The organism is Pseudomonas sp. FW305-20, from assembly GCF_058788075.1.
Map to the genome: position 1 here is coordinate 203,624 of NZ_JBYTAJ010000003.1, position 25,137 is coordinate 228,760.

General features: G+C 60.4%; 21 protein-coding genes. 7 read left to right on the top strand and 14 right to left on the bottom strand.

All coding sequences use genetic code 11. The features are described from left to right. Positions 1-21 precede the first annotated feature (21 nt). From AC3WP4_RS04400 to pmbA, 3 genes are all read right to left on the bottom strand, one after another. Complete coding sequence (locus AC3WP4_RS04400) at positions 22-1,398, bottom strand: class II fumarate hydratase (RefSeq protein WP_074873787.1); 1,377 nt, start codon at positions 1,396-1,398, stop codon at positions 22-24. Then, a complete protein-coding gene (locus AC3WP4_RS04405; protein WP_074873786.1) occupies positions 1,379-1,786 on the bottom strand; it encodes a FagA protein in 408 nt (135 codons plus the stop codon). The genes AC3WP4_RS04400 and AC3WP4_RS04405 overlap by 20 nt, the downstream gene beginning before the upstream one ends. Before the next feature lie 247 nt (positions 1,787-2,033). Continuing rightward, positions 2,034-3,380: a metalloprotease PmbA gene (gene pmbA, locus AC3WP4_RS04410; RefSeq protein ID WP_076028646.1), complete on the bottom strand. Its 1,347-nt coding sequence runs from the start codon at positions 3,378-3,380 to the stop codon at positions 2,034-2,036. A 108-nt stretch (positions 3,381-3,488) separates the two neighbouring features. Here pmbA and yjgA point away from each other — a divergent pair, with 108 nt between their 5' ends. Then, the gene (gene yjgA, locus AC3WP4_RS04415; RefSeq protein WP_074873785.1) at positions 3,489-4,013 is read left to right on the top strand and encodes a ribosome biogenesis factor YjgA; all 525 of its coding nucleotides are present in this window, start codon (positions 3,489-3,491) and stop codon (positions 4,011-4,013) included. A 48-nt stretch (positions 4,014-4,061) separates the two neighbouring features. Here yjgA and tldD read toward each other — a convergent pair whose 3' ends face one another. From tldD to mreB, 8 genes are all read right to left on the bottom strand, one after another. Further along, positions 4,062-5,504, bottom strand: a complete 1,443-nt coding sequence (gene tldD, locus AC3WP4_RS04420; RefSeq protein ID WP_076028647.1) for a metalloprotease TldD — start codon at positions 5,502-5,504, stop codon at positions 4,062-4,064. 18 nt (positions 5,505-5,522) lie between these two features. After that, positions 5,523-6,371 carry a carbon-nitrogen hydrolase family protein gene (locus AC3WP4_RS04425; protein WP_102615080.1) on the bottom strand — a complete coding sequence of 283 codons (849 nt, stop codon included), beginning with the start codon at positions 6,369-6,371 and terminating at the stop codon, positions 5,523-5,525. 234 nt (positions 6,372-6,605) lie between these two features. Further along, complete coding sequence (locus tag AC3WP4_RS04430) at positions 6,606-10,409, bottom strand: YhdP family protein (protein ID WP_102615081.1); 3,804 nt, start codon at positions 10,407-10,409, stop codon at positions 6,606-6,608. Between the two features lie 75 nt (positions 10,410-10,484). Then, positions 10,485-11,942 (bottom strand): ribonuclease G, encoded by a 1,458-nt coding sequence (gene rng / locus AC3WP4_RS04435; protein WP_074873778.1) that lies wholly within the window; start codon positions 11,940-11,942, stop codon positions 10,485-10,487. 57 nt (positions 11,943-11,999) lie between these two features. Then, positions 12,000-12,596, bottom strand: a complete 597-nt coding sequence (locus tag AC3WP4_RS04440) for a Maf family protein (protein WP_102615082.1) — start codon at positions 12,594-12,596, stop codon at positions 12,000-12,002. Positions 12,597-12,640: 44 nt separating this feature from the next. Continuing rightward, a complete protein-coding gene (gene mreD, locus AC3WP4_RS04445; protein WP_102615083.1) occupies positions 12,641-13,132 on the bottom strand; it encodes a rod shape-determining protein MreD in 492 nt (163 codons plus the stop codon). Further along, complete coding sequence (gene mreC, locus AC3WP4_RS04450; protein WP_102615084.1) at positions 13,132-14,289, bottom strand: rod shape-determining protein MreC; 1,158 nt, start codon at positions 14,287-14,289, stop codon at positions 13,132-13,134. Before mreC ends, mreD begins: the two co-directional genes overlap by 1 nt. 142 nt (positions 14,290-14,431) lie before the next feature. Beyond that, a complete protein-coding gene (gene mreB / locus AC3WP4_RS04455) occupies positions 14,432-15,469 on the bottom strand; it encodes a rod shape-determining protein MreB (RefSeq protein ID WP_002555108.1) in 1,038 nt (345 codons plus the stop codon). Positions 15,470-15,683: 214 nt separating this feature from the next. Between mreB and gatC the strand changes: the two genes are divergently transcribed. From gatC to AC3WP4_RS04485, 6 genes are all read left to right on the top strand, one after another. Beyond that, on the top strand, positions 15,684-15,971 hold the full coding sequence (gatC, locus tag AC3WP4_RS04460; RefSeq protein ID WP_074873770.1) for an Asp-tRNA(Asn)/Glu-tRNA(Gln) amidotransferase subunit GatC: 288 nt from the start codon (positions 15,684-15,686) through the stop codon (positions 15,969-15,971). 16 nt (positions 15,972-15,987) lie between these two features. After that, positions 15,988-17,439 carry an Asp-tRNA(Asn)/Glu-tRNA(Gln) amidotransferase subunit GatA gene (gatA, locus tag AC3WP4_RS04465; RefSeq protein WP_074873769.1) on the top strand — a complete coding sequence of 484 codons (1,452 nt, stop codon included), beginning with the start codon at positions 15,988-15,990 and terminating at the stop codon, positions 17,437-17,439. Positions 17,440-17,449: 10 nt separating this feature from the next. Then, positions 17,450-18,895, top strand: a complete 1,446-nt coding sequence (gene gatB / locus AC3WP4_RS04470) for an Asp-tRNA(Asn)/Glu-tRNA(Gln) amidotransferase subunit GatB (RefSeq protein WP_102615085.1) — start codon at positions 17,450-17,452, stop codon at positions 18,893-18,895. A 137-nt stretch (positions 18,896-19,032) separates the two neighbouring features. Continuing rightward, positions 19,033-19,407 carry a septal ring lytic transglycosylase RlpA family protein gene (locus AC3WP4_RS04475; protein WP_038978953.1) on the top strand — a complete coding sequence of 125 codons (375 nt, stop codon included), beginning with the start codon at positions 19,033-19,035 and terminating at the stop codon, positions 19,405-19,407. 50 nt (positions 19,408-19,457) lie between these two features. Continuing rightward, positions 19,458-20,519 (top strand): calcium/sodium antiporter, encoded by a 1,062-nt coding sequence (locus AC3WP4_RS04480; RefSeq protein ID WP_102616289.1) that lies wholly within the window; start codon positions 19,458-19,460, stop codon positions 20,517-20,519. Next, on the top strand, positions 20,516-20,896 hold the full coding sequence (locus AC3WP4_RS04485) for a carboxymuconolactone decarboxylase family protein (protein WP_074873766.1): 381 nt from the start codon (positions 20,516-20,518) through the stop codon (positions 20,894-20,896). The genes AC3WP4_RS04480 and AC3WP4_RS04485 overlap by 4 nt, the downstream gene beginning before the upstream one ends. Positions 20,897-21,053: 157 nt before the next feature. Here the strand turns inward: AC3WP4_RS04485 and AC3WP4_RS04490 are convergent, their stop codons facing one another. The 3 genes from AC3WP4_RS04490 to AC3WP4_RS04500 all read right to left on the bottom strand — a co-directional run bounded on the left by AC3WP4_RS04490 (position 21,054) and on the right by AC3WP4_RS04500 (position 25,096). Beyond that, positions 21,054-21,995, bottom strand: coding sequence for an AEC family transporter (locus AC3WP4_RS04490; protein WP_074873763.1), 942 nt, complete (start codon positions 21,993-21,995; stop codon positions 21,054-21,056). 168 nt (positions 21,996-22,163) lie between these two features. Beyond that, a complete protein-coding gene (gene garD / locus AC3WP4_RS04495) occupies positions 22,164-23,717 on the bottom strand; it encodes a galactarate dehydratase (protein WP_102616288.1) in 1,554 nt (517 codons plus the stop codon). An 11-nt stretch (positions 23,718-23,728) separates the two neighbouring features. Further along, positions 23,729-25,096 (bottom strand): MFS transporter, encoded by a 1,368-nt coding sequence (locus AC3WP4_RS04500; protein ID WP_074873759.1) that lies wholly within the window; start codon positions 25,094-25,096, stop codon positions 23,729-23,731. Positions 25,097-25,137: the final 41 nt, after the last annotated feature.

A 25,137-nucleotide genomic window follows, 5' to 3' on the forward strand; every position in this document is an offset into this window, starting at 1 on the left:
CCTCCAAAGCGGTAGCGGTGATTACACGCCGCCTGCGGTGAGCTTCTCTGGATTGAGTAACTCTTCCAGTTGGCTGCGCGTCAGGTCGGTGTGTTCCAGAGCGACATCGATCACCGGCCGGCCTTGTTGATAGGCCTTCTTGGCGATCTCCGCGGCTTTTTGGTAACCAATGATCGGGTTGAGTGCAGTGACCAGGATCGGGTTACGCGACAACGCTTCCTTGAGCCTGGCTTCGTTGACCTTGAAGCTGGCGATGGCTTTTTCACCCAGCAAATGGCTGGAGTTGGCCAGCAACTCGATGCTGCTCAGCAGGTTCTGGGCGATGATCGGCAGCATCACGTTCAGCTCGAAATTGCCCGATTGACCGGCGATGGTGATGACCGTGTCATTGCCGATGACCTGTGCGGCGACCATGGCCGTCGCTTCCGGGATCACCGGGTTGACCTTGCCTGGCATGATCGAAGAGCCCGGCTGCAAGGCTTCGAGTTCGATTTCACCAAGACCGGCCAACGGGCCGGAGTTCATCCAGCGCAGGTCGTTGGCGATTTTCATCAGCGAAACGGCCGTGGCCTTGAGCTGACCGGAAACACTGACCGCCGTGTCCTGAGAGCCGATCAGCGCAAACAGATCCTCACCCGGTTTGAATTGCACCTGGGTCAGCTTGCTCAGTTGCTCACTGAAACGCGCTGCGAATTGTGGGTGAGCGTTGATCCCTGTACCCACCGCCGTGCCGCCCTGAGCCAGGGATTGCAGACTCGGCAGCAAATCGTTCAGATGACCGATGTTGGCCTTGAGCTGCTGCGCCCAACCGTTGAGCACCTGGCTCATGCGCACCGGCATGGCGTCCATCAGGTGAGTGCGGCCGGTTTTGACGTGGTGATGAACCTCATCGGCCTTGCGCTCGATCACCTGAACCAGACCCACCAGTGCCGGCAACAATTGCTCATGCAACGCCAACGCAGCACTGACATGGATGGTGGTCGGGATGATGTCGTTGCTGCTTTGGCCGCAATTCACGTGATCGTTGGGGTTCACCGGCTCACCGAGCAGGCGGCTGGCCAGGGTGGCGATCACTTCGTTGGCGTTCATGTTCGAACTGGTGCCGGAACCGGTCTGGAAAATATCCACCGGGAAGTGCTGCATGAAGTCGTCCTGAAGCAGGCCCAGTGCCGCATCGACGATGGCTTTGCCCTGGGACTCGCTGATTTGCTTGAGCTCGACGTTGGCTCGGGCAGCGGCGGCTTTCGCCAGGATCAGCGCACGAATGAACTGCACGGGCATCGGTTTGCCGCTGATGGGGAAGTTATCCACCGCACGCTGGGTCTGCGCGCCATAAAGGGCGTCCACCGGGACCTGGAGCTCGCCCATGCTGTCGCGCTCAATACGAGTCTTGGTCATCTGTAAATCCTTGCACCAGTTCTATGAGAGGAATCGAGGGCTGCAACTCGCAGGTCGCCAGTTGCCAGGTGTAGCTCTGCCAGCGCTTGAGGCGACACTTGCACAATGAGAGGCGTTCCAGATCGCGCAACGGCCGCCAGGCCTGATCCAGGCAGTAGGTTCGCCAGTGCCAGGGCAGCGCGACATCGGCGGCGGTGTCGAGCAACAGACGGAAAGAAGTTTCGGCGATTGTCCAGGGCGAGGTTGCCGTGCAGCAGGCGAGATACCGGCCTTCAGCCAGGTAATGTTCGATCAGGCGAGGTTCATCAGGGTCCATCGCGCAACGGATCTGGCGACTCATCCAGCGCCAGCTTTCGAGGTAAGGCTGCTCGTGCAAGGCAGAACTCATGATCCGGGCTCATTCGGTAATGAGATTTATTATTAGATGATAATGAGAACCAACACAAGAGTAGCAAAACGCTCAGTGCTTATTGTGGGAGCGGGCTTGCTCGCGAAGGCGGTTTACCAGCCAACAAAAATGTTGGATGTGAAGTCCCCTTCGCGAGCAAGCCCGCTCCCACAGGGGATCGTGCAGCAACAATAAAAAAAGGCGCGCCACCCAATGGGTGGCACGCCTTTTTGTGTGTCGGTACGGGTTAGCTACCCGCCACCGTCATCCGCTCGATCAGCACCGAACCTGTACGAATGTTGCTGCGCAGTTCCAGGTCATTACCAACCGCAACGATCTGCTTGAACATGTCACGCATGTTGCCGGCGATGGTCACTTCCTGGACCGCAAACTGGATTTCGCCGTTCTCGACCCAGTAACCCGCCGCCCCACGGGAGTAATCGCCAGTGACCATGTTCAGGCCCTGGCCCATCAATTCAGTCACCAGCAGGCCGCGTCCCATGCGGCGCAGCAAGGCTGCCTGGTCTTCGTCGCCATGGGTGACGAACAGGTTGTGCACGCCGCCAGCGTTGGCGGTGCTCGGCATTCCAAGCTTACGGCCGGAGTACGTGCCGAGAATGTAGGAAACCAACTCGCCTTTTTCGACGAACGGCTTGGCGTAAGTGGCCAGCCCATCACCATCGAATGCAGAACTGCCCATGGCTCGCATCAGGTGCGGACGCTCATCGATGGTCAGCCATTCCGGGAACAGTTTCTGCCCCAGCGTCCCTTCAAGGAATGAGGATTTGCGATACAGACTGCCGCCGGAAATCGCCGAGAGGAAACTGCCGAACAAGCCACCGGCCAACTCCGCGGAAAACAGCACCGGCACTTCGCAGGTCGGAACCGGACGTGCGCCCAGACGGCTCGCCGCCCGTTGCGCGGCACGCTGGCCGATGCTCTCTGGAGAGGCCAGCAAATTGCCCTGACGGTTCACGTCGTACCAGTAATCGCGCTGCATCTGGCCGTCGGCCTCGGCGATCATTACGCAGCTCAGGCTGTGCCGGGTCGACGCGTAACCGCCAATAAAACCGTGGCTGTTGCCGTAGACACGGCAGCCCTGATGGGTGCTGAGGGTGGTGCCGTCGGCGTTCTTGATCCGGCTGTCCGTGGCGAACGCCGCCGCTTCACAGGCCAGGGCCTGCTCGATGGCTTGCTCCGGGGTGATGTCCCATTGGTGGAACAGGTCGAAATCCTGCAGATCTTTCGCCATCAGGGCGGCATCCGCCAGGCCCGAAGCCTCGTCTTCTGACGTGTGCCTGGCGATGGCCAGGGCGGCGGCGACGGTTTCGCGAATCGCCTCCGGACCGCTGGCGGACGTGCTGGCCGAGCCTTTGCGCTGACCGACGTACAAGGTGATGCCAAAGCCCTGATCGCGGTTGAATTCGACGGTTTCGACTTCACGCTGACGCACGGAGGTGGAAAGGCCCTGCTCCAGGGACACCGCCACTTCACAGGCACTGGCGCCCTGGCGCTTGGCTTCAGCGATGATCTGCTCGACTTGTTCTTGCAGTGCCGGCAACGCTTGTGGGCCGACGCTTTCAACTGCACTCATGCTGTTCTCCACTCAAATTCTGCTTTCGGCTAGGGCCTTCGAGCGACCGGGCCGGACAAGCGGCCCCCGACTGGTTATCATGGCGGCGTTTCTTTGCGGACGGCCACCATGGTTGATTCTTACGACGACTCCCTCGATACGGGAGAAAAAAGCAAATCCCAGGTTAAACGCGAGCTTCATGCTCTGGTTGACCTCGGCGAGCGCCTTACAACGCTCAAGCCTGACTTGCTGGCAAAACTGCCGTTGACCGACGCTATGCGCCGGGCACTGGCTGATGCGCCCAAGCACACCGCGAATATCGCGCGTAAACGGCACCTTATGTTCATCGGCAAACTGATGCGCGATCAGGACACTGACGCCATTCTGACGCTGCTCGATCAACTCGATGCCTCCACTCGGCAGTACAACGAACGTTTCCATGGCCTGGAACGCTGGCGCGATCGCTTGATCGCGGGCGACGATGCGGTCCTGGAGAAGTTCGTGGTCGACTTCCCGGAGGCTGATCGTCAACAATTGCGCTCCCTGATCCGTCAGGCCCAGCACGAACTGGCGACCAACAAGCCACCGGCATCGAGCCGTAAAATCTTCAAGTACATCCGTGAGCTGGACGAGACTCAACGCGGTCTGCGTTAAGTCCCTTCTCGGGTGAGCCGCCAAGCGGTTCACCCAAAGCTCCATCCCTCAAGATCCTGTGCCACCCACAGTGATCGCATCGATTTTCAGCGTTGGCTGGCCGACACCCACCGGCACCGACTGCCCATCCTTGCCACACGTCCCCACGCCGCTGTCCAGCGCCAGATCGTTACCGACCATCGACACCTTGCTCATCGCTTCCGGACCGTTACCGATCAATGTCGCGCCCTTGACCGGGGCCGTGATCTTGCCGTCTTCGATCAGGTACGCCTCGCTGGTGGAGAACACGAATTTGCCGCTGGTGATGTCCACCTGCCCGCCGCCGAGGTTGGCGCAGTAGATGCCGCGTTTCACCGAGGCGATGATTTCTGCCGGGTCGCTTTCGCCCGCCAGCATGTAGGTGTTGGTCATGCGCGGCATTGGCAGATGCGCGTAGGATTCGCGACGACCGTTGCCAGTACGGGCCACGCCCATCAGGCGGGCGTTGAGTTTGTCCTGCATATAGCCTTTGAGTACGCCGTTTTCGATCAACGTCGTGCACTCGGTCGGCGTGCCTTCATCATCGACGCTCAGGGAGCCGCGACGACCGGCCAGCGTGCCATCATCGACGATGGTGCAGAGCTTGGACGCAACCATTTCGCCCATGCGCCCGCTGTAGGCCGAACTGCCCTTGCGGTTGAAATCGCCTTCCAGACCATGGCCGACCGCTTCGTGCAGCAGCACGCCGGACCAGCCCGAACCCAATACCACCGGCAACGTGCCGGCCGGCGCAGGGATGGCTTCCAGATTCACCAACGCCTGACGCAGCGCTTCACGGGCATAGCTCATGGCGCGGTCATCGCTGAGGAAATAACGGTAATCGGTACGACCGCCACCGCCATGACCGCCGCGCTCACGGCGACCGTTCTGCTCGACGATCACGCTGACGTTAAAACGTACCAGCGGCCGTACATCGGCAGCCAGGCCGCCGTCGGTCGAGGCCACGAGGATTCGTTCCCAGACGCCGGCCATGCTTACGGTGACTTGCTGGATACGCGGGTCGAGGGCGCGAGTCGCGACGTCGATACGCTTGAGCAGTTCGACCTTCTCGGCACGGCTCATCACTTCCAGTGGATTATCCGGCCCGTACAACTGGGCGACATCCTGAGTGGTGAAGGCTTGCACCGCGCCGTTCTGACCGGCGCGGGAGATCGAACGTGCAGCACGGGCCGCGGCGCCGAGGGCTTCGAGGGTAATGGCATTGCTGTAGGCAAAACCGGTTTTCTCACCCGATTGCGCACGCACACCGACACCTTGGTCGAGATTGAAGCTGCCTTCCTTGACGATCCCGTCTTCCAGCGCCCACGACTCGGAAATCTGCCCCTGGAAATACAGGTCGGCCGCATCGATGCCCGGGCCGGCCAGATCGCCAAGCACACCTTGCAGGCTCTCGATGGTTACGCCGCCGGGCGCCAGGAGGTGTTCACTGACTGAGGACAACAACTCGCTCATATGCTTTACGCCTTAAATTCATCGTTCTGAGGCAGGTCGCTGGGCGCCCTGCGAGAAAAAGCGCCGGTGACTGGACACCGGCATCCGCGCCCTGATGGACGCCTGTTCGCTGCTATCGCGTTCGGCCAGCAGCACGGCCTCGCCTTGATCCTGTTGCGCCAGCACACGTCCCCACGGGTCGATAATTGCGGCATGACCAAAGGTTTCTCGTGGCCCCGGATGCGTCCCACCCTGGGCGGCCGCGAGCACATAACATTGGGTTTCGATGGCCCGCGCACGAATCAGTATTTCCCAATGCGCCGCGCCGGTCACCGCGGTAAAGGCCGACGGCGCGGTAATCAACTCTGCACCGGCGGCGCGTAATTCGCTGTACAGCTCCGGGAAGCGCAGGTCGTAACACACCGTCAGCCCGACTCGACCGACGGGCGTGTCCGCCACGACTACCCCGCTGCCATAAGCATAGTCATCGGATTCGCGATAACGCCCGCGATTGTCCGCCACATCGACATCGAAAAGGTGCACTTTGTCATACCGTGCAACGGTTTCGCCGTGATCATCCACCAGCAGCGAGCAGGCATGCACTTTGGCCGTCGGTTGATCCACCGGCGGCAACGGCAATGTGCCGGCCACGATCCATAACTTGAGGTCACGGGCGGCCTGTTTCAACCATGGCAGGATCGGGCCTTCGCCCAACGCCTCGGCGCGGCCGATGTCGGCAATGTCGCGACGGCCCATGGCGGCGAAATTTTCCGGAAGCACAGCCAGCTGCGCACCATCGGCTGCCGCTTGCTCGAGCAGCCGACGGGCCTGGGCCAGATTGGCCAGCACATCGCTCTGGCTGACCATTTGAATCACCGCTACAGACATGGCCTTTCCTTCTTGAAATCTGTACACCGACCTGTAGCAGCTGGCGAAGCCTGCGTTCGGCTGCGCAGCAGTCGTAAATCCGGGATGCACGGTTTATCTGAAAGACCGCGGTGTCTGATTTTACGACTGCTGCGCAGCCGAACGCAGGCTTCGCCAGCTGCTACAGGAGATCTGCGCCGCTCTGTGTGGTCATGCTACTCCATCGGCCCCGTGCATGGCTTTTCAAAAAGACAGTCAAAAAGGCTTGTCGAAGGTGATCTTCGGCTCTTTCCACGGCCCCTTGACCGTGTATTGGACGCTGGCGAAACGCGCCACACGGTCACCGATCAGCTTATCGATCAGGAACAGCGCACCACCAATAGCCGGCGCGCCGACGATCAGCGCGGCAATCGGCAGGTTGTTGGTCACAGGCAACGTCACCAGCAACTTGGCATCGATCTGGTCACCCACCAGGTTCAACGTGCCGTTGAGTTCAACATTACTCGACGGACCGGTCATCTGGATCGGCTCCTTGGTCACGTAAACGCCGTTGGTCGCGACGAGCAGGCCTTTGACCCGGTCATAACTCAAGCCTTTGCCGAACAGATCGGAGAAGTCCAGTCGCAGCCGGCGACCAATGGAGTTGAAGTTCAGCAGGCCAAATACCCGCAAGGCCTGGGCGCTGCCCTCGACTTCAACGAACTGGCCTTTTTTGAGCGATGCATCAAGGGTGCCGGAGAACCGCTTGCTGGCCAGCCAGGCCGGAGAACCCGGCCAGCGACCATCAACATCCATATGAAACTCTTCACTGGTGACACTTGGCGCATAACCCCAGCCCTTCAACACATCGGCGAGATTCTTGCCGCTGATCCGGCCCTTGTACCAACTGCTGCTGGAACCGGGCACACCTTCCCAACCGCCGCTGCCCTGCAGGAGAATGCCCTTGAGGCCCAGATCCAGCGTGTTAAGCGCAATGCCCTTGGCGGTCGGACGGACTTTCAGATACCAGGCCCCGACGAGGTCCTTGCCCTGGAACAGCTGATTGATGGTGATATCCAGTGCCGGGATCTTCGTCGGATCCACCGAGGCCAGTGGATCCGGCGAGTTTTCGTCAGCCAGGACCGTGGGGTCTGGTGCCGGCAAACGCACGTATTGCAGATTGATCGCAATGGGCGCGCCTTTCGCGTCGGGGATGCCGGCACTGCCCTTGACCTGCTGACTGTCGAGTTGCAAAGCCCACGCGGCAGGTTTGCGGTTCAACTGCACCGACGCCTGATCGAGCGTGGTGCCGACACCGCTGAGTTTGCCGACCTTGAAGTCCGCGCTGCTCAGCAACTGCTTGGCGTTGCCGCCCGGATCCTGGCCGGCGTATTTGTCGACCAGGTCCTTCCAGGGGCGGACATCCAGTTCCGACAGCACACCGCGCACTCGCAAGCCTTTAGCGCCAGGTAGCACGGCATTGCCGCCCCCCAGGAACAACTCGCCGCGCCCATCGGCAAAATTGCCGGGCGGTGCCGCAAACGTAAAGTTAGCCAGCTCACCGTAGTTGACCCAGTAGCGCCGCTCCGCCCCCTGCAGGGTCATGCTGAACGTGGTGTCGCGGCCGACATCGGCCGTCATGCCGAAAGGCGCCGGCAAATCGACTGCTACGCCCTTCAGGTTGGAGCTGACCATCAATTGACTGTCGGCCCCGTCAAGGTTCAGTTGCAGCTGATAAGGAATCACACCGGACACTGGCAACGGCTGAGTAACACTCAGCCACTCAGTCAGTTTCTTGACCTCGACCTGCCCCGAGCCGACGACGCGAGTCTTAAGGTTGCCGGGGCTGCCCTCGGCGAAAATCTGTGCGCTAACCGGTTTATCAAAGGCTCGCGCGGTGATGTTTTGCCCGCTCAAACCCTTGGTGCTGTCGAAACGGAAATCGCCCTTGAGCTGAGTCAGCTCCAGGGTTGGCTCAGCCAGTTTCAGGCGAGCCTTGGCGGTCTTGAAGTCGACGAGGATCTTTGGCTGTTCGCCTTTGACCAATGGAATGTCCAGTTTCAGTTTGCCTCGCAGATCGCCCTCGCCTTCCCAGCCGGCAAAGGTGGCGGCGGTGCCGATCGGCGCTTCCTGGAGAATCTTCAGGCCATCGCCCAACCCGCCGGCAAATCCGCCATCGAGGAAAAGATGGACGCTTTGCCCCGCTGGCGCACGGGGAATATTGACGTAAATGTCATTGACCTGGGTATTGAGCAGTTGGCCCTTGCTGGCCAGGATCCGCACACCGCTGTCTTCAACAAATACGTCACCCGTGACATTACTGACATGTGGCCAGCCTGGCTGGAAGGCCAGTTCGGCATCGTGAACCTTGAAGAACAGGCTGATGCTGCGGGCTGTGTCGGCGGCCCCATGGTTCAGCGAACCCTGGTACTGGAAGAAGCCTTCGTCCACCGCACCTTTGAGAATCGCCGTACGCAGCCATTCGTCCAGCCCGGGGCTGAGCATCGTCGGCAAGTACTTGGCGGTGTAACGACCGTCGCCGTCCACCAGACCGACCCGTAGGTCCATGTAGTCTTCCTGGGTGTGGTCGAAATGCAGGCGGATCAGGAAGTCGCCAGCAATCTTGCCCTCCTCGCCCAGCACCTTCAGGTATGGCGCGATCAAGGTGAAGGCTTCTTTATCAAGTTTCCAGGTCAGACGGGCATTGGCCTGAATGTACTGCCATGGTTTGGCAAAAATCGGGTCCAGGTGCAGGGAAAAGTCCTTGCTGTCCATGCGCAGCTCACCACTGCCCAGATCGCCGCTGATGCTGCCACTGACATTTCGCGCCGCCGGAGCGCCGTGATAGGCATCGAAGCCGACCCGATCCAGGTTGGCGGCAAAGCTGAATTTGCTGTCGTCGGTGGCATTGGGTCGGAAGTCGATCAGCACATTGCGCAGGCCACCGGTCACCTTGAGTCGCTCGACGGCCGTAGCAACGCCTTCGGGCAGCGGCCCCAAGGCATTCAGTATCGGGGTGATCGGGGTGAGGTCGAGGCGGTCGGCTTGCAGGTGCCAAAGTTCTTCGGACTTTTCTGTGGCCTTGGTCTGTTTGAGTTGCAGATGCGATTCCCAACGGGTCTCGCCAAGGTTCATGGCCAGTGAATCCAGGGTAATCAGGGCGCCTTCGGAAGTGCGCTGGAAATAGCCATTGAGCGCCAGGTTGTTGATCTGGATCGGCTTGCGCTCGGCGTACGCGCCCTTGAGTTGCGGCGCGTTCAAGCGAATCGCCGCACTCTGCAGGGCGCCCTTGTTCCAGTTCACCCAAAGCTCGCCGCCGGCCTTGAACTCGGAAAAATTCCATTGTTGGGTCAAGCGCTCAGGCAACCATTTCGACCAGTCGCTTTGCGGCAGGCTCAAATAGGCTTCAGCCTCGCCGTCTTTCCATTCGCTGGCGCGCAGACGGGTACGCAGGCTGATGGCCACCGGTTGCCCGTCAGGCAAGGTCAAACGGGCGTCGAGTCGCTGGCGCGAGACACCGGTTTTCAGATTCAGTCCGACGTAAGTCAGGGTCAGCGGCTGCTCTTGCAGTGGCTGCAAAGTGACTTGGCTATCGAGTACCGACAGTTGCTGAACCATCTGCATGCGATTGAGCAATTGCTCAGGATCCAGCGGCTGATCCTGTTGCACCGGTAAACCTTCCAGCGCCCAATGGCCGTCCTCGCCTTCCTTGAGGCTGATCTTCAGGCCGCTGAGTTCCAGATGAGCGACGCGCACTTCACGAGCCATCAGACTGGCCCACAAATCCGGCACCACGCGCACCTGATCCAGACGCAGGGCATTGGCACCCTCGCCGACCATCACGTCGTGAGCCAGCATGATCGGAGCAAAACCGCTCCAGCTACCTTCCAGCTCGCCGATGTTCAGCGGCATGCCCAAGGCCGCGCTGGCTTTGGCTTCGACTTCGGAACGGTACTCGGCCACCAGCGGGGTCAGCTCTCGGCCGAGGCTGACGTATAACGCCAACGACACCAACACCAACGCACACAGCCCCAGCCCCCAGCGGGTCAGTGCGGCCAAAATGCGTGTCAGACGCTCCATGTCAGTTGGCTCCCATGGCAAAAAAACTGCAAAAAGCTGAGGCCAGCCGTTCTGTCCGGGTTGAAAGACAGCGATTCAGAGCAGCACCACGTCGTATTGTTCCTGGGAATACATGGTTTCCACCTGGAACCGGATGGTGCGTCCGATAAAACCTTCGAGTTCGGCGACATTGCCCGATTCTTCATCGAGCAAACGGTCGACCACTTTCTGGTTTGCCAATACACGATAGCCTTCGGCCTGATAGGCGCGAGCTTCTCGGAGGATTTCGCGGAAAATCTCGTAGCAAACGGTTTCCGGCGTCTTCAGCTTGCCGCGTCCCTGACAGCTGCTGCACGGTTCGCACAGTACCTGTTCAAGACTTTCGCGGGTGCGCTTGCGAGTCATCTGCACCAGGCCTAACTCGGTGATGCCGATGATGTTGGTCTTGGCGTGATCGCGCTCCAGTTGCTTCTCGAGGGTGCGCAGCACCTGACGCTGGTGTTCTTCATCTTCCATGTCGATGAAGTCGATGATGATGATCCCGCCCAGGTTGCGCAGGCGCAGCTGGCGAGCAATGGCGGTCGCAGCTTCGAGGTTGGTCTTGAAGATGGTTTCTTCGAGATTGCGATGACCGACGAACGCCCCGGTGTTGACGTCGATGGTGCTCATGGCTTCCGCCGGATCGACCACCAGGTAACCGCCGGATTTCAGCGGGACTTTGCGTTCCAGGGCTTTCTGGATTTCGTCTTCGACGCCGTACAGGTCGAAGATCGGCCGCTCGCCCGGGTAATGCTCAAGACGATCGGCGATTTCCGGCATCAGCTCGGCGACGAACTGTGTGGTTTTCTGGAAGGTTTCCCGGGAGTCGATGCGGATCTTCTCGATCTTCGGGCTCACCAGGTCGCGCAGGGTGCGCAGCGCCAGGCCAAGGTCTTCGTAGATCACGCTTGGCGCGCTGATGGTTTTGATCTGCTCGTTGATCTGATCCCAGAGACGACGCAGGTAGCGAATGTCCATGAGGATTTCATCGGCACCAGCTCCTTCGGCAGCGGTACGCAGGATGAAACCACCGACTTCTTGAATACCTTCTTTGGCCACGCAATCGGTGACCACTTGTTTGAGACGTTCGCGCTCGGCTTCGTCTTCGATCTTCAACGAAATGCCAACGTGTGCGGTGCGCGGCATGTACACCAGATAACGCGATGGAATCGACAACTGAGTCGTCAGGCGTGCGCCTTTTGAGCCGATCGGGTCCTTGGTGACTTGCACCACCAGGCTCTGGCCTTCGTGAACCAGAGCGCTGATGCTCTCGACCGCCGGGCCTTCGCGCAGGGAGATTTCCGAGGCATGAATGAAAGCGGCGCGGTCCAGGCCGATGTCGACGAAGGCCGCCTGCATGCCCGGCAATACCCGCACGACCTTGCCTTTATAGATGTTGCCGACGATCCCGCGCTTTTGCGTGCGCTCGACGTGGACCTCTTGCAGAACACCGTTTTCAACCACCGCCACGCGCGATTCCATCGGCGTGATGTTGATCAGGATCTCTTCACTCATGGCAGGGTCTCGTTCAGGCATGTTCACGATAATGGCCGCATCTTGTCAGTACGACGCTCAACGCGCGTTAAGGGTTTGCCAACAGGGTATGCCGAAATGGCCGAGCAGCTCAGCGGTTTCGCACAGCGGTAACCCGACCACCGCCGAGTAACTGCCATTGAGGCCGGCAACAAACACCGCACCGAGCCCTTGAATGCCGTAGCCGCCAGCCTTGTCCTGCGGCTCACCGCTGGCCCAGTAGGCCACCGCTTCGGCGCGACTGATGTGGCGAAAGCGCACCAGACTGCGCACCACCCGAGACTCGCAACGCTCACCGTCGAGTACCGCAATCGCCGTCAGGACTTCATGCTCACACCCGGACAACATCATAAGCATGGCGCACGCTTCGGCTTCGTCCACCGGCTTGCCGAGAATTTTCCCGTCCAGCACCACAGCGGTATCGGCGCCCAGCACGCAAGAATCTGCGTCGGACACGAGCGCACCGCGTCCGGCCTCGGCCTTGCCGCGCGCCAGGCGCTCGACATAGGCCGACGGGGTCTCATTTTCCAAAGGGGTTTCATCGATGTCCGCACTGACGGCGGAGAACGGCACGCCGATCTGCGTGAGCAGCTCACGTCGACGCGGTGAGCCTGAGGCAAGGTAAAGCTGTTTCATCAAGACATCTCCCTTGTCGAGGTGCGGGCAAATGCCTGACCGAATTAATTGATTTTGTAGCGTCGAAGCAAGCCGCGCAAACCGTAGCTGATCCAGGGCCAGAGCAATGCGCTGACCAGTGCCGGCAAGACCAGCGCCAGCGTCGGCTGACGATTGCCGGTCAGGGCGCTGAGCCACAGTTGAACAAGCTGCGCGAGGCCGAAGATCACCAGGATCACCAGGCTCTGTTGCCACATCGGGAACATGCGCAGGCGCTGTTGCAGCGCCAGCACCAGGTACGTGATCAGCGTCAGGATCAACGCGTTCTGGCCCAGCAGCGTGCCATAAAGCACGTCTTCGGCCAGACCCAGGCACCACGCGGTGACCATCCCGACTTTCTGCGGCATGGCCAACGCCCAGAATGCCAGCAGCAAGGCCAGCCACAGTGGACGGAGGATTTCCATGAATTGCGGCAGCGGCGAAACGCTGAGCAGCAGGCCTATGGCGAATGTCAGCCAGACCATCCAGCCATTTCGGGAGGCAGTAGCACCAACCATTATTCTCGTCCCCCAGTGGTAGCCGGCGCAGAAACAGGCGGTTTGGCAGCAGGCCTCACAGCAGCGGCTGGCGTGGCCGGCGGTTTAGCCGCCGCAGGTTGCGCCGCGGGCGGCTTGCTGGCGGCAGGTTTCACAGCTGCAGGATGAGTTGCCGCAGGTTTTGGCGGGGTTGCGGCAGCCGGGGCAGCCGTCGGCGCCACCGCAGTCACGGGCGCAGCAACAGCAGCCGGGACGATGGCAGGTTTCGTTACTGTCGCTGGAATGATCGGGCCACCACCGTGCTGGTCCAAGGCTTCTTGAGCCTGGGCAGCTTCGTTGGCGCGCTCTTCGGCTGTGCGGCCGTCGGTGAACACCAGCAACAGATAACGGCTGCGGTTCAAGGCCGCGGTCGGCACGGCGCGCACGATTGCGAACGGCTGACCGGAATCGTGAATCACTTCCTTGACCGTCGCCACCGGGTAACCCGCCGGAAACCGCTGACCCAGACCGGAGCTGACCAGCAGATCGCCTTCCTTGATATCGGCGGTATCGGCCACGTGACGCAGCTCCAGGCGTTCCGGGTTGCCGGTGCCGCTGGCAATCGCCCGCAGACCGTTGCGATTCACCTGCACCGGAATGCTGTGAGTGGTGTCAGTCAGCAACAGCACACGAGAGGTGTACGGCATCAACTCGACCACCTGGCCCATCAGGCCACGGGCATCGAGCACCGGCTGACCGAGGACCACACCGTCGCGCTCACCTTTGTTGATGATGATGCGGTGGGTGAAGGGGTTGGGGTCCATGCCGATCAGTTCGGCCACTTCGACCTTCTCGTTGACCAGCGCGGAGGAGTTGAGCAACTCGCGCAGCCGAACGTTCTGCTCGGTGAGGGCGGCAAGCTTTTGCATGCGGCCCTGCAACAGCAGGTTTTCGGTTTTGAGTTTTTCGTTTTCGGCGACGAGCTCGGTCCGGCTGCCAAATTGGCTGGCCACACCCTGCCATAGCCGCTGCGGCAGGTCAGTGATCCAGTAAGACTGCATCAGTGCCAGCGACATTTGGCTACGCACTGGCTTGAGCAGTGTGAAGCGGGCATCGACCACCATCAGTGCGACCGATAGCACGACCAGCACCAACAAGCGCACGCCCAGTGAAGGCCCTTTGGTGAAAAGCGGTTTAATAAGCCGCTCCTCCCAGGCAAATGTTCTCTTTATTCATACGGCATCAAACCGGCCTGGATGCAGACTGACAGAAGATAAACGCCAACAGGCAGCACTGCAAAGTGCTGCCTGCGCGCCAACAGCATAGAGGCGATCCGGCGACTTATTCGCTGGAAAGCAGATCCATGGTGTGTTTATCCATCATTTCCAACGCACGGCCACCGCCGCGAGCAACGCAGGTCAGCGGGTCTTCGGCAACGATCACCGGCAGACCGGTTTCCTGGGCCAGCAACTTGTCGAGGTCACGCAGCAAGGCGCCACCACCGGTCAGTACCAGACCACGCTCGGCGATATCGGAAGCCAGTTCCGGAGGCGATTGCTCCAGTGCACTTTTCACGGCCTGAACGATGGTGGCCAGGGACTCTTGCAGAGCTTCCAGCACTTCATTGGAGTTCAGGGTGAATGCGCGTGGAACGCCTTCGGCCAGGTTACGGCCACGAACGTCGACTTCGCGAACTTCGCCGCCCGGGTAGGCAGTACCGATTTCCTGTTTGATGCGCTCGGCAGTGGATTCGCCGATCAGGCTGCCGTAGTTGCGACGCACGTAAGTGATGATCGCTTCGTCGAAGCGGTCGCCGCCAACCCGTACGGATTCAGCGTAAACCACACCGTTCAGGGAGATCAGTGCGATTTCGGTGGTACCGCCACCGATATCGACAACCATCGAGCCGCGAGCTTCTTCAACCGGAAGGCCGGCACCGATCGCAGCCGCCATTGGCTCTTCGATCAGGAACACTTCACGGGCCCCGGCACCGAGGGCCGACTCACGGATGGCACGACGCTCAACCTGGGTGGACTTGCATGGAACGCAGATCAGCACACGAGGGCTAGGCTGCAGGAAACTGTTTTCGTGAACCTTGTTGATAAAGTACTGCAGCATCTTTTCGCAAACGCTGAAGTCGGCGATCACGCCATCCTTCATCGGACGAATGGCAGCAATGTTGCCCGGCGTACGGCCGAGCATGCGCTTGGCCTCGGTGCCGACAGCAACGACACTTTTCTGGTTACCGTGTGTCCGAATAGCCACAACCGATGGCTCATTCAGAACGATTCCGCGCTCGCGCACGTAAATAAGGGTGTTGGCAGTGCCCAGGTCAATGGAAAGATCGCTGGAAAACATGCCACGCAGTTTCTTGAACATGGGGAAAGGACCCTAGGCAACGCGTGGGTAAAAAAGTGCGGCAAACTCTAACAACGACAGGGATTTTGGGCAAGGCGCCAATATGTTAAATTGGCCGCTTTTCTGTGCACCAACCCCCACAATCGCGGCCTTATGACCGTAGAAATGCGGTAGTGTTCCGACAATCTAACACACGGATAGCATCCGTTCTGTTTTCCTTCCACTGGAGAATCCCATGACGCTTGAACGCTCCGACGTGGAAAAAATCGCTCATCTGGCCTGTCTTGGCCTTGATGATGCCGATCTTCCACACATCACTTCGGCCCTGAACAGCATTCTGGGGCTGGTCGACGAAATGCAGGCGGTCAATACCGACGGTATCGAGCCGCTCGCCCACCCACTGGAAGCCAGCCAGCGCCTGCGTGCGGACGTCGTGACCGAGACCAATCATCGCGAGGCTTATCAGTCCATCGCACCAGCGGTCGAAAACGGCCTGTACCTGGTTCCGAAAGTCATCGACTAAAGGGAAAGAGCCTGCAATGCATCAATTGACTCTGGCCGAGATCGCCCGCGGTCTCGCCGATAAAAAGTTTTCTTCCGAAGAGCTGACCAAAACCCTGCTGGCGCGTATCGCCCAGCTCGATCCGCAGCTCAACAGTTTCATCAGCCTCACCGAAGACCTGGCGCTCCAGCAGGCGAAAGCCGCTGATGCACGCCGGGCCAATGGTGAGAGCGGCGCCCTGCTCGGTGCGCCGATTGCCCACAAAGACCTGTTCTGCACCCAGGGCATCCGCACCAGCTGCGGCTCGAAGATGCTCGACAACTTCAAAGCACCGTACGACGCCACTGTCGTTGCCAAGTTGGCCGCCGCGGGTGCCGTGACGCTGGGCAAGACCAACATGGACGAATTCGCCATGGGTTCGGCCAACGAGTCGAGCTACTACGGCGCAGTGAAAAACCCGTGGAACCTGGAACACGTGCCCGGCGGTTCGTCCGGTGGTTCGGCCGCGGCCGTGGCCGCTCGCCTGTTGCCGGCCGCCACGGCGACCGACACCGGCGGCTCGATCCGCCAGCCCGCCGCGTTTACCAACCTGACCGGTCTGAAACCGACATACGGTCGCGTTTCGCGCTGGGGCATGATCGCCTACGCGTCCAGTCTCGATCAGGGCGGCCCATTGGCCCGCACCGCCGAAGACTGCGCGATCCTGCTGCAAGGCATGGCCGGTTTCGACCCGCAAGACTCCACCAGCATCGACGAGCCCGTGCCGGATTACAGCGCCGGCCTCAACGGTTCGCTGCAAGGCCTGCGCATCGGCGTGCCTAAAGAGTATTTCAGCGCCGGTCTCGACCCGCGCATCGCCGACCTGGTCATGGCCAGTGTCGAAGAGCTGAAAAAGCTCGGTGCCGTGGTCAAGGAAATCAGCCTGCCGAACATGCAACACGCGATCCCTGCGTACTACGTGATCGCTCCGGCAGAAGCGTCTTCCAACCTGTCACGTTTCGACGGTGTGCGTTTCGGCTATCGCTGCGAAGACCCGAAAAACCTGGAAGACCTGTACAAGCGTTCCCGTGGCGAAGGTTTCGGCCCGGAAGTGCAGCGCCGGATCATGGTCGGCGCCTACGCGTTGTCCGCTGGTTACTACGACGCTTACTACCTGAAGGCGCAGAAGATTCGCCGCCTGGTGAAGAACGACTTCATGGCGGCCTTCAACGAGGTCGACATCATCCTCGGCCCAACCACGCCAAACCCGGCCTGGAAGCTTGGCGCCAAAAGCAGCGACCCGGTTGCTGCGTACCTGGAAGACGTCTACACCATCACCGCCAACCTCGCCGGCCTGCCGGGCTTGTCCATGCCAGCCGGTTTTGTCGATGGTCTGCCGGTCGGCGTGCAATTGCTCGCCCCGTACTTCCAGGAAGGCCGTTTGCTCAATGTTGCGCACCAGTATCAGTTGAACACTGACTGGCACACCCGCACCCCAACCGGCTTCTGAGGAGAAACACATGCAATGGGAAGTCGTGATCGGGCTGGAGATTCATACCCAGCTCACTACCCGGTCGAAAATCTTTTCCGGTAGCTCCACCACCTTCGGTTCCGAGCCGAACACCCAGGCCAGCCTGGTTGACCTCGGTATGCCCGGCGTATTGCCGGTGCTGAACCAGGAAGCGGTGCGCATGGCGGTGATGTTCGGTCTGGCGATCGATGCCGAGATCGGCCAGCACAACGTGTTCGCCCGTAAAAACTATTTCTACCCGGACCTGCCCAAGGGCTACCAGATCAGCCAGATGGAATTGCCGATCGTTGGCAAAGGCCACCTGGACATCGCGCTGGAAGACGGCACGGTCAAGCGCGTCGGCATCACCCGCGCGCACCTGGAAGAAGACGCCGGTAAAAGCCTGCACGAAGAATTCAACGGTGCCACTGGCATCGACCTGAACCGTGCCGGCACACCGCTGCTGGAAATCGTCTCCGAGCCGGACATGCGCAGCGCCAAGGAAGCCGTGGCTTACGTCAAGGCGGTCCACGCGCTGGTCCGTTACCTGGGCATCTGCGACGGAAACATGGCCGAAGGCTCGCTGCGTTGCGATTGCAACGTGTCGATCCGTCCGAAAGGCCAGGTTGAATTCGGCACGCGCTGCGAGATCAAGAACGTCAACTCGTTCCGCTTCATCGAGAAGGCGATCAACACCGAAGTGCAACGTCAGATCGAGTTGATCGAAGACGGCGGCCGGGTGATCCAGCAGACCCGCCTGTACGATCCGAACAAGGACGAGACCCGTCCGATGCGCAGCAAAGAGGAAGCCAACGACTACCGTTACTTCCCCGATCCGGACCTGCTGCCGGTGGTCATCGAGAACTCGTTCCTCGACGACGTGCGCGCCACCCTACCGGAATTGCCACCGCAGAAACGCGAGCGCTTCCAGGCGCAGTTCGGTCTGTCGGTCTACGACGCCAGCGTCCTGGCCACCAGCCGCGAGCAAGCCGATTACTTCGAGAAAGTCGCGAGCATCGGCGGCGACGCCAAGCTGGCAGCCAACTGGGTGATGGTTGAACTGGGCAGCCTGTTGAACAAACAGGGCCTGGACATCGACCAGTCGCCGGTCTCGGCCGAGCAACTGGGCGGCATGCTGTTGCGCATCACCGACAACACCATCTCCGGCAAAATCGCCAAAGTGGTGTTTGAAGCCATGGCCAACGGCGAAGGCAGTGCGGACGAGATCATCGAAAAGCGCGGCTTGAAGCAAGTGACCGACACCGGCGCGATCTCGGCAGTTCTGGACGAGATGCTCGCGGCCAATGCCGAACAGGTTGAACAATACCGCGCGGCAGACGAAGCCAAACGCGGCAAGATGTTCGGCTTCTTCGTCGGCCAGGCCATGAAAGCGTCCAAAGGCAAGGCCAACCCGCAACAGGTCAACGAACTGCTGAAAAGCAAGCTCGAAGGCTGATTGCTATCAATGGTGCGGGTGGGATGTTGTGTCCGACTCAAACCCTGTGGGAGCGGGCTTGCCCGCGATGGCGGTGTATCAGATACATTGCCATCGCGGGCAAGCCCGCTCCCACATTTGTTTCTGGGATACAGTTTATGAAGCGTCTGCTCAGTGCCTGCGCCCTGCTCTCTCTGCTGGCCGGTTGCGCCAGCACGGATATTGTTGATCCACACGGCTACGACAAGACCGGCGTAGCTTCGTATTACGGCGCCAAACACCATGGCAAACGCACCGCCAGCGGCGAGCGTTTCAACCAGCACGGCCTGACCGCCGCTCATCGCCAGTTGCCGTTCGGCACCCGGGTGAAGATTACCAACCTCAATAACGACAGATCCTGCGTGGTGCGCGTCAACGACCGCGGGCCATACTCACGTGGGCGCCTGATCGATGTTTCACGCGAAGCGGCCGAACAGTTGGGCATGTTGCGCAGTGGCACCGCGAAGGTTCGCGTGCAAGCCCTCGACGACTGATAGACGGAGCGCTGACCATTTTCGGACTTGCCGATATACCCCTGATCAGCGTGATTGAATTGCTCAGCGGCTTGCTGTTGCTGATCGCCGGCGCCGAGCTGATGGTGCGCGCCGCTGTGCGCCTCGCCGCACGTTTGCATGTACGACCGCTGATTATCGGCCTGACCATCGTCGCCCTCGGCAGCAGCGCGCCGCAAATGGCTGTCAGCCTGCAAGCGACCCTGGCGCAGAACGCTGACATCGCCGTCGGCAGCGTGATCGGCAGTAGCATCTTCAACATCCTCGTCACCCTCGGGCTCTCGGCGCTGATCATCCCGCTACGGGTTTCACGGCAGCTGGTGCGCCTGGATATTCCGCTGATGATCGGCGCCAGTCTTTTGGTGTTCGTCTTGGCGTGGAACGAAGAACTGACCCGCGCCGACGGCGTGATGCTGCTGGCGGCGATGGCGCTGTATCTAGGCCTGTTGCTGCGCCAGTCGCGGCACTCGACCCGCCCGCAATCGACCCGCCACGAAGTCCCGCAAGCACCATGGATCAGCAGTCTGCTGATGATCGTCGCGGGATTGGCGATGCTGGTCTATGCCGGGCACTTGCTGTTGGGCGCAGCAGTTTCGGTTGCGACTGATCTGGGGTTGTCGGAGCGGATCATCGGCCTGACCATCGTCGCCGTCAGCACCTCCCTGCCGGAACTGGCGACCTCGTTGATCGCCGCCTTGCGTGGTGAGCGCGACATCGCCGTGGGCAACGTGATCGGCAGCAACCTGTTCAACCTCTTGGGCGTGCTGGGCTTCACCGCGTTGATCGCGCCGTCGCCGCTGTCGGTATCGCCCAACGCCCTGGATTTCGACTTGCCGGTGATGCTTGGCGTCGCGGTGCTGTGCCTGCCGGTGTTCTATTCCGGTTATCGGGTGACTCGCGCCGAAGGTCTGCTGTTTTTGGGTTTGTACCTGGCCTATGGGCTGCACGTGGTGTCGTTCACCACCGGCATGCCGCTGGCCGGCAAGCTTGAACACCTGATGCTGTTTTTCGTCCTGCCGGCGCTGGGGGCGTTTTTGCTGTTCACCTCGCTGCGCGCCTGGCGTCGCCAACACCACAAGAGGGAATTGCCATGAGCACTGATAAAAAGCCTGGGATTGAAGTCCGACGCCAAGTGATGGGCGACGCCTTCGTCGACCGCGCCTTGGGCAACGCCACCGAGTTCACCCAGCCGCTGCAGGATTTCGTCAACGAGCACGCTTGGGGCGGGGTCTGGAACCGTGAAGGTCTGCCGTTGAAAACCCGCAGCCTGATCACCCTCGCCGCGCTGACCGCGCTGAAGTGCCCGCAGGAATTGAAAGGCCACGTGCGTGGTGCGCTGAACAATGGCTGCACCGTGGAAGAGATTCGTGAAGCGCTGCTGCATTGCGCGGTGTATGCCGGTGTGCCGGCGGCGATCGATGCGTTTCGCGCGGCGCAGGAAGTAATTGATAGCTACCAGAAGCCGGAGTAACAAGCAGACATTTGTGCTGGCAGGACTATCGCCATCGCGGGCAAGCCCGCTCCCACAGGGGATCTCCTTTGTTGCACAAATTGTGTGAACACCAAAGATCACTGTGGGAGCGGGCTTGCCCGCGATGAGGCCCTGAAGAACACCGCAAAACCGTCGGTTAAATCCACCCACCCCACTGCAACAAAAAGATCCCGACGTTGGTGGTGACCGCCGCCATCAACGTGGTGATCACGATGATCGCTGCCGCCAGTTCATGATTGCCATTGGCCTGACGGGCCATGACAAAACTGGCCGCGGCGGTCGGGCTGCCGAAGTACAGGAACAGAATCCCCAACTCCGCACCACGAAAGCCCCAGAGCCACGCCCCCAGCGTCGCCAGAATCGGCAGGCCGATCATCTTCACCAGGCTTGAGCTCAGCGCCATGTTGCCGCTTTTGCGCAGCGCTGCCAGCGACAGCGTGCCGCCGATGCAGATCAACGCCAACGGCAAGGTGGTTTGCGCCAGGTACTGGCCGGACTTTTCCAGCCATCCCGGCAAACCGATTTCGAAATAGGCAAACGGCGCCGCGGCAAACACGCTGATGATCAGCGGATTGACCATCACGCTTTTGCAGATACTCCACGGGTCGGACTTGATTACCGGACTGTAAACCGCCAGCACAATGGTCGAGAGCGTGTTGTAAAACAGGATCACCAACGCCGCAAGAATCGCCCCGAGGGAAATCCCGTAGTCGCCGTACATGCTCGCGGCCAACGCGAGCCCGATGACCCCGTTGTTACCGCGAAACGCGCCTTGGGTGTAGATGCCTCGGTCTTCGCGGGGGCACTTCCAGATCGCCCAGCCCCAGGCGATGGCGAAACACGCCAGAGTGGCGAGCGAGAAATAGATCAGCAGCGCCGGTTGCAGCGCGGCGTGCAGGTCGGCATGCAGGATGCCCAGAAACAGCAACGCCGGCATGGTGACGTTGAACACCAGGGCCGACGCAGTGTGGATGAAGTTGTCGTTGATCCAGTCGATGCGCTTGAGCAACACCCCCAGAAACAGCATGGCAAACACCGGCGCGGTGATGTTCAGGGTTTCGAGGAAGATAGCCAGCATGCCGGGGATAACCTTGGGTGAGCGTCGTTAGGGGGCTAATGATAAGCCACTTTCACCCGGATCGTTCCCACGCTCTGCGTGGGAACGCCTCTTGTGACGCTCTGCGTCACGCTTTTGGGACGCAGAGCGTCCCGGGCTGCATTCCCACGCAGAGCGTGGGAACGATCATTACGTGATCGGCGCAGGATTGAACAAGGTTATGTCGTTGTGCAGCTTATGCTGCTCCGCCCACGTCTGTTTCTTGCCGCTGGCCACATCCAGGTAGTAGTGGAACAACTCCCAGCCCAGGTCCTCAATCGAGGCCCGCCCGGTGGCAATCCGCCCGGCATCGATGTCGATCAGGTCTGGCCAACGCTGCGCCAGTTCCGTGCGGGTCGACACCTTCACCACCGGCGCCATCGCCAAACCATACGGCGTGCCACGCCCGGTGGTGAACACATGCAGGTTCATCCCCGCCGCCAATTGCAACGTCCCGCAGACAAAATCACTGGCCGGGGTCGCGCAGAAAATCAGCCCCTTGCGCTTGAACCGCTCGCCAGGGCCAAGCACCCCGTTAATCGCGCTGCTGCCGGATTTGACGATCGAGCCCAGAGACTTCTCGACAATGTTCGACAATCCGCCCTTCTTGTTGCCCGGTGTGGTGTTGGCACTGCGGTCCGCTTCGCCCTTGGCCAGGTAACGGTCGTACCAGTCCATCTCGCGCACCAGCTCCTTGGCGACTTCCTCGGTTTCTGCGCGGGACGTCAGCAAGTAAATCGCGTCGCGAACCTCGGTGACTTCGGAAAACATCACCGTCGCACCGGCCCGCAACAACAGGTCCGAGGCATAACCCAACGCCGGGTTGGCGGTGATCCCGGAAAACGCATCGCTGCCGCCACACTGCATGCCGAGGATCAGTTCGGACGCCGGCACGGTTTCCCGGCGACGTTGATCGAGCTTCTTCAAACGGGTCTCGGCCAGCGCCATGATCTGCTCGATCATCTCGGTGAAACCGTGACTGGAATCCTGCAAGCGGTACAGCCACGGATCGCTCAAATCCACCGAGCTGTCGTTCTCGTGCATCACCTGCCCGGCCTGCAATTTCTCGCAGCCCAGGCTGATGACCAAGGCTTCGCCACCCAGGTTCGGGTTGCGCGCCAGGTTGCGCACGGTACGGATCGGGATGTACGCGTCAGTCGCGGTAATCGCCACGCCACAACCGTAACTGTGGGTCAGCCCGACCACGTCATCGACGTGCGGATACTTGGGCAGCAACTCGTCCTTGATGCGCTTGACCGCATGGTCCAGCACGCCGGTGACGCACTGAACCGTGGTGGTGATCCCGAGAATATTGCGCGTGCCGACCGTGCCGTCGGCGTTGCGGTAACCCTCGAACGTGAAGCCTTCCAGCGGTGCCTGCGCCGCCGGCACTTCGGTGGACAGCGGCAAGCTGTCCAGCGGTGGCGCGGTGGGCATGCGCAGTTGATCTTCCTTGACCCAGCTGCCGCGCGGAATCGGCTGCAAGGCGTAACCGATGGTTTGCCCGTAACGAATCACCTGGCCGCCCTCGGGAATATCTTCCAGGGTGACCTTATGGCTCTGTGGCACGAAATCCACGGTGACCAGGCCGTCCGGAAATTCGGTGCCGGCCGGCACGCCTTGGTCATTGACCACGATCACGACGTTGTCCCGCTCGTGCAGGCGGATGTAGCGCGGCGAGTCGGAATGTTCAATCAACTGCATGACGCCGCTCCTCAGGAATGCGCTTCAGATAATTTGTTGCTGGTTTCAGGACCGCTGACGGGCGGTTCTTTCAACACCACACGTTTGATTGGACCAACGATCACCAGGTAACTGAACACCGCGACCAGGGCGTTGCAACCGACAAACACCAGCGCCCATTTGAACGAACCGGTGGAGCTGATGATGTAGCCGATGACGATCGGGGTGGTGATCGACGCGATGTTGCCGAAGGTGTTGAACAAGCCACCGCTGAGACCGGCGATCTGTTTTGGCGAGGTGTCGGAGACCACGGCCCAACCCAGCGCGCCCACGCCTTTGCCGAAGAACGCCAGGGCCATGAAGCCGACGACCATCCATTCCACGTCAACGTAGTTACAGGCCACGATGCTGCTGGAGACCAGCAAGCCAGCAATGATCGGCGCCTTGCGGGCAAACGTCAGCGAGTGACCTTTGCGCAGCAGGTAATCGGAAATCACCCCGCCAAGCACACCACCGATGAAGCCGCAGATCGCCGGCAACGAGGCAATGAAACCAGCCTTGAGGATGGTCATGCCGCGTTCCTGCACCAGGTACACCGGGAACCAGGTCAGGAAGAAGTAGGTGATGCCGTTGATGCAGTACTGGCCCAGATAGACGCCGAGCATCATGCGGTTGGTCAGCAACTGGCGGATATAGTCCCACTTCGGACCGTCGCCTTTTTTGCCTTTGCCTTTGTCCTGGTCCATGTCAACCATGCCGCCGTTGTCGGCGATGTGCTTGAATTCGGCGTCGTTGATCATCGGGTGCTGACGCGGGCTGTAGATCACCTTCAGCCAGATCCCCGAGAAGATGATGCCGATCACGCCCATGACGATGAACACGTGCTGCCAGCCGAAGCTGTAGACGATCCAGCCCATCAGCGGCGCAAACAACACGGTGGCGAAGTATTGCGCCGAGTTGAAAATCGCCGACGCCGTACCGCGTTCAGCGGTTGGAAACCAGGCCGCCACGATGCGTGCGTTACCGGGGAAGGATGGCGCTTCGGCCAGGCCCACCAGGAAGCGCAGCATGAACAGCGCAACCACCGCGGTGGACATGCCGAACTCACCGACATAACCCTGCAGCACAGTGAACAGCGACCAGGTGAAGATGCTGAGCGCGTAGATTTTTTTCGAGCCGAAACGGTCCAGCAGCCAGCCACCGGGAATTTGCCCGGCCACGTAGGCCCAACCGAATGCGGAGAAGATGTAACCGAGAGTGACCGCGTCGATGCCGAGGTCTTTTTGCAGGCTGGAGCCTGCGATGGCGATGGTAGCCCGGTCGGCGTAGTTGATCGTGGTCACCAGAAACAGCATGAGCAGGATCAAATAGCGGACGTGAGTCGGCTTGGTCGATTGCATTGTAGATGTACTCCCACTGATTATTTTTATGCGCGGGTGAA

Bases quoted from the DNA above. Each gene is read 5' to 3' on its own strand.
- yjgA (WP_074873785.1), top strand. From the start codon at position 3,489: ATGGTTGATTCTTACGACGACTCCCTCGATACGGGAGAAAAAAGCAAA.
- gatA (WP_074873769.1), top strand. From the start codon at position 15,988: ATGCATCAATTGACTCTGGCCGAGATCGCCCGCGGTCTCGCCGATAAA.
- mreB (WP_002555108.1), bottom strand. From the start codon at position 15,469: ATGTTCAAGAAACTGCGTGGCATGTTTTCCAGCGATCTTTCCATTGAC.
- garD (WP_102616288.1), bottom strand. From the start codon at position 23,717: ATGCAGTTGATTGAACATTCCGACTCGCCGCGCTACATCCGCCTGCAC.
- gatC (WP_074873770.1), top strand. From the start codon at position 15,684: ATGACGCTTGAACGCTCCGACGTGGAAAAAATCGCTCATCTGGCCTGT.
- rng (WP_074873778.1), bottom strand. From the start codon at position 11,942: ATGAGTGAAGAGATCCTGATCAACATCACGCCGATGGAATCGCGCGTG.
- pmbA (WP_076028646.1), bottom strand. From the start codon at position 3,380: ATGAGTGCAGTTGAAAGCGTCGGCCCACAAGCGTTGCCGGCACTGCAA.
- AC3WP4_RS04490 (WP_074873763.1), bottom strand. From the start codon at position 21,995: ATGCTGGCTATCTTCCTCGAAACCCTGAACATCACCGCGCCGGTGTTT.
- AC3WP4_RS04500 (WP_074873759.1), bottom strand. From the start codon at position 25,096: ATGCAATCGACCAAGCCGACTCACGTCCGCTATTTGATCCTGCTCATG.
- gatB (WP_102615085.1), top strand. From the start codon at position 17,450: ATGCAATGGGAAGTCGTGATCGGGCTGGAGATTCATACCCAGCTCACT.
- tldD (WP_076028647.1), bottom strand. From the start codon at position 5,504: ATGAGCGAGTTGTTGTCCTCAGTCAGTGAACACCTCCTGGCGCCCGGC.
- AC3WP4_RS04475 (WP_038978953.1), top strand. From the start codon at position 19,033: ATGAAGCGTCTGCTCAGTGCCTGCGCCCTGCTCTCTCTGCTGGCCGGT.
- AC3WP4_RS04485 (WP_074873766.1), top strand. From the start codon at position 20,516: ATGAGCACTGATAAAAAGCCTGGGATTGAAGTCCGACGCCAAGTGATG.
- mreD (WP_102615083.1), bottom strand. From the start codon at position 13,132: ATGGTTGGTGCTACTGCCTCCCGAAATGGCTGGATGGTCTGGCTGACA.
- AC3WP4_RS04430 (WP_102615081.1), bottom strand. From the start codon at position 10,409: ATGGAGCGTCTGACACGCATTTTGGCCGCACTGACCCGCTGGGGGCTG.
- AC3WP4_RS04405 (WP_074873786.1), bottom strand. From the start codon at position 1,786: ATGAGTTCTGCCTTGCACGAGCAGCCTTACCTCGAAAGCTGGCGCTGG.
- AC3WP4_RS04400 (WP_074873787.1), bottom strand. From the start codon at position 1,398: ATGACCAAGACTCGTATTGAGCGCGACAGCATGGGCGAGCTCCAGGTC.
- AC3WP4_RS04440 (WP_102615082.1), bottom strand. From the start codon at position 12,596: ATGAAACAGCTTTACCTTGCCTCAGGCTCACCGCGTCGACGTGAGCTG.
- AC3WP4_RS04425 (WP_102615080.1), bottom strand. From the start codon at position 6,371: ATGTCTGTAGCGGTGATTCAAATGGTCAGCCAGAGCGATGTGCTGGCC.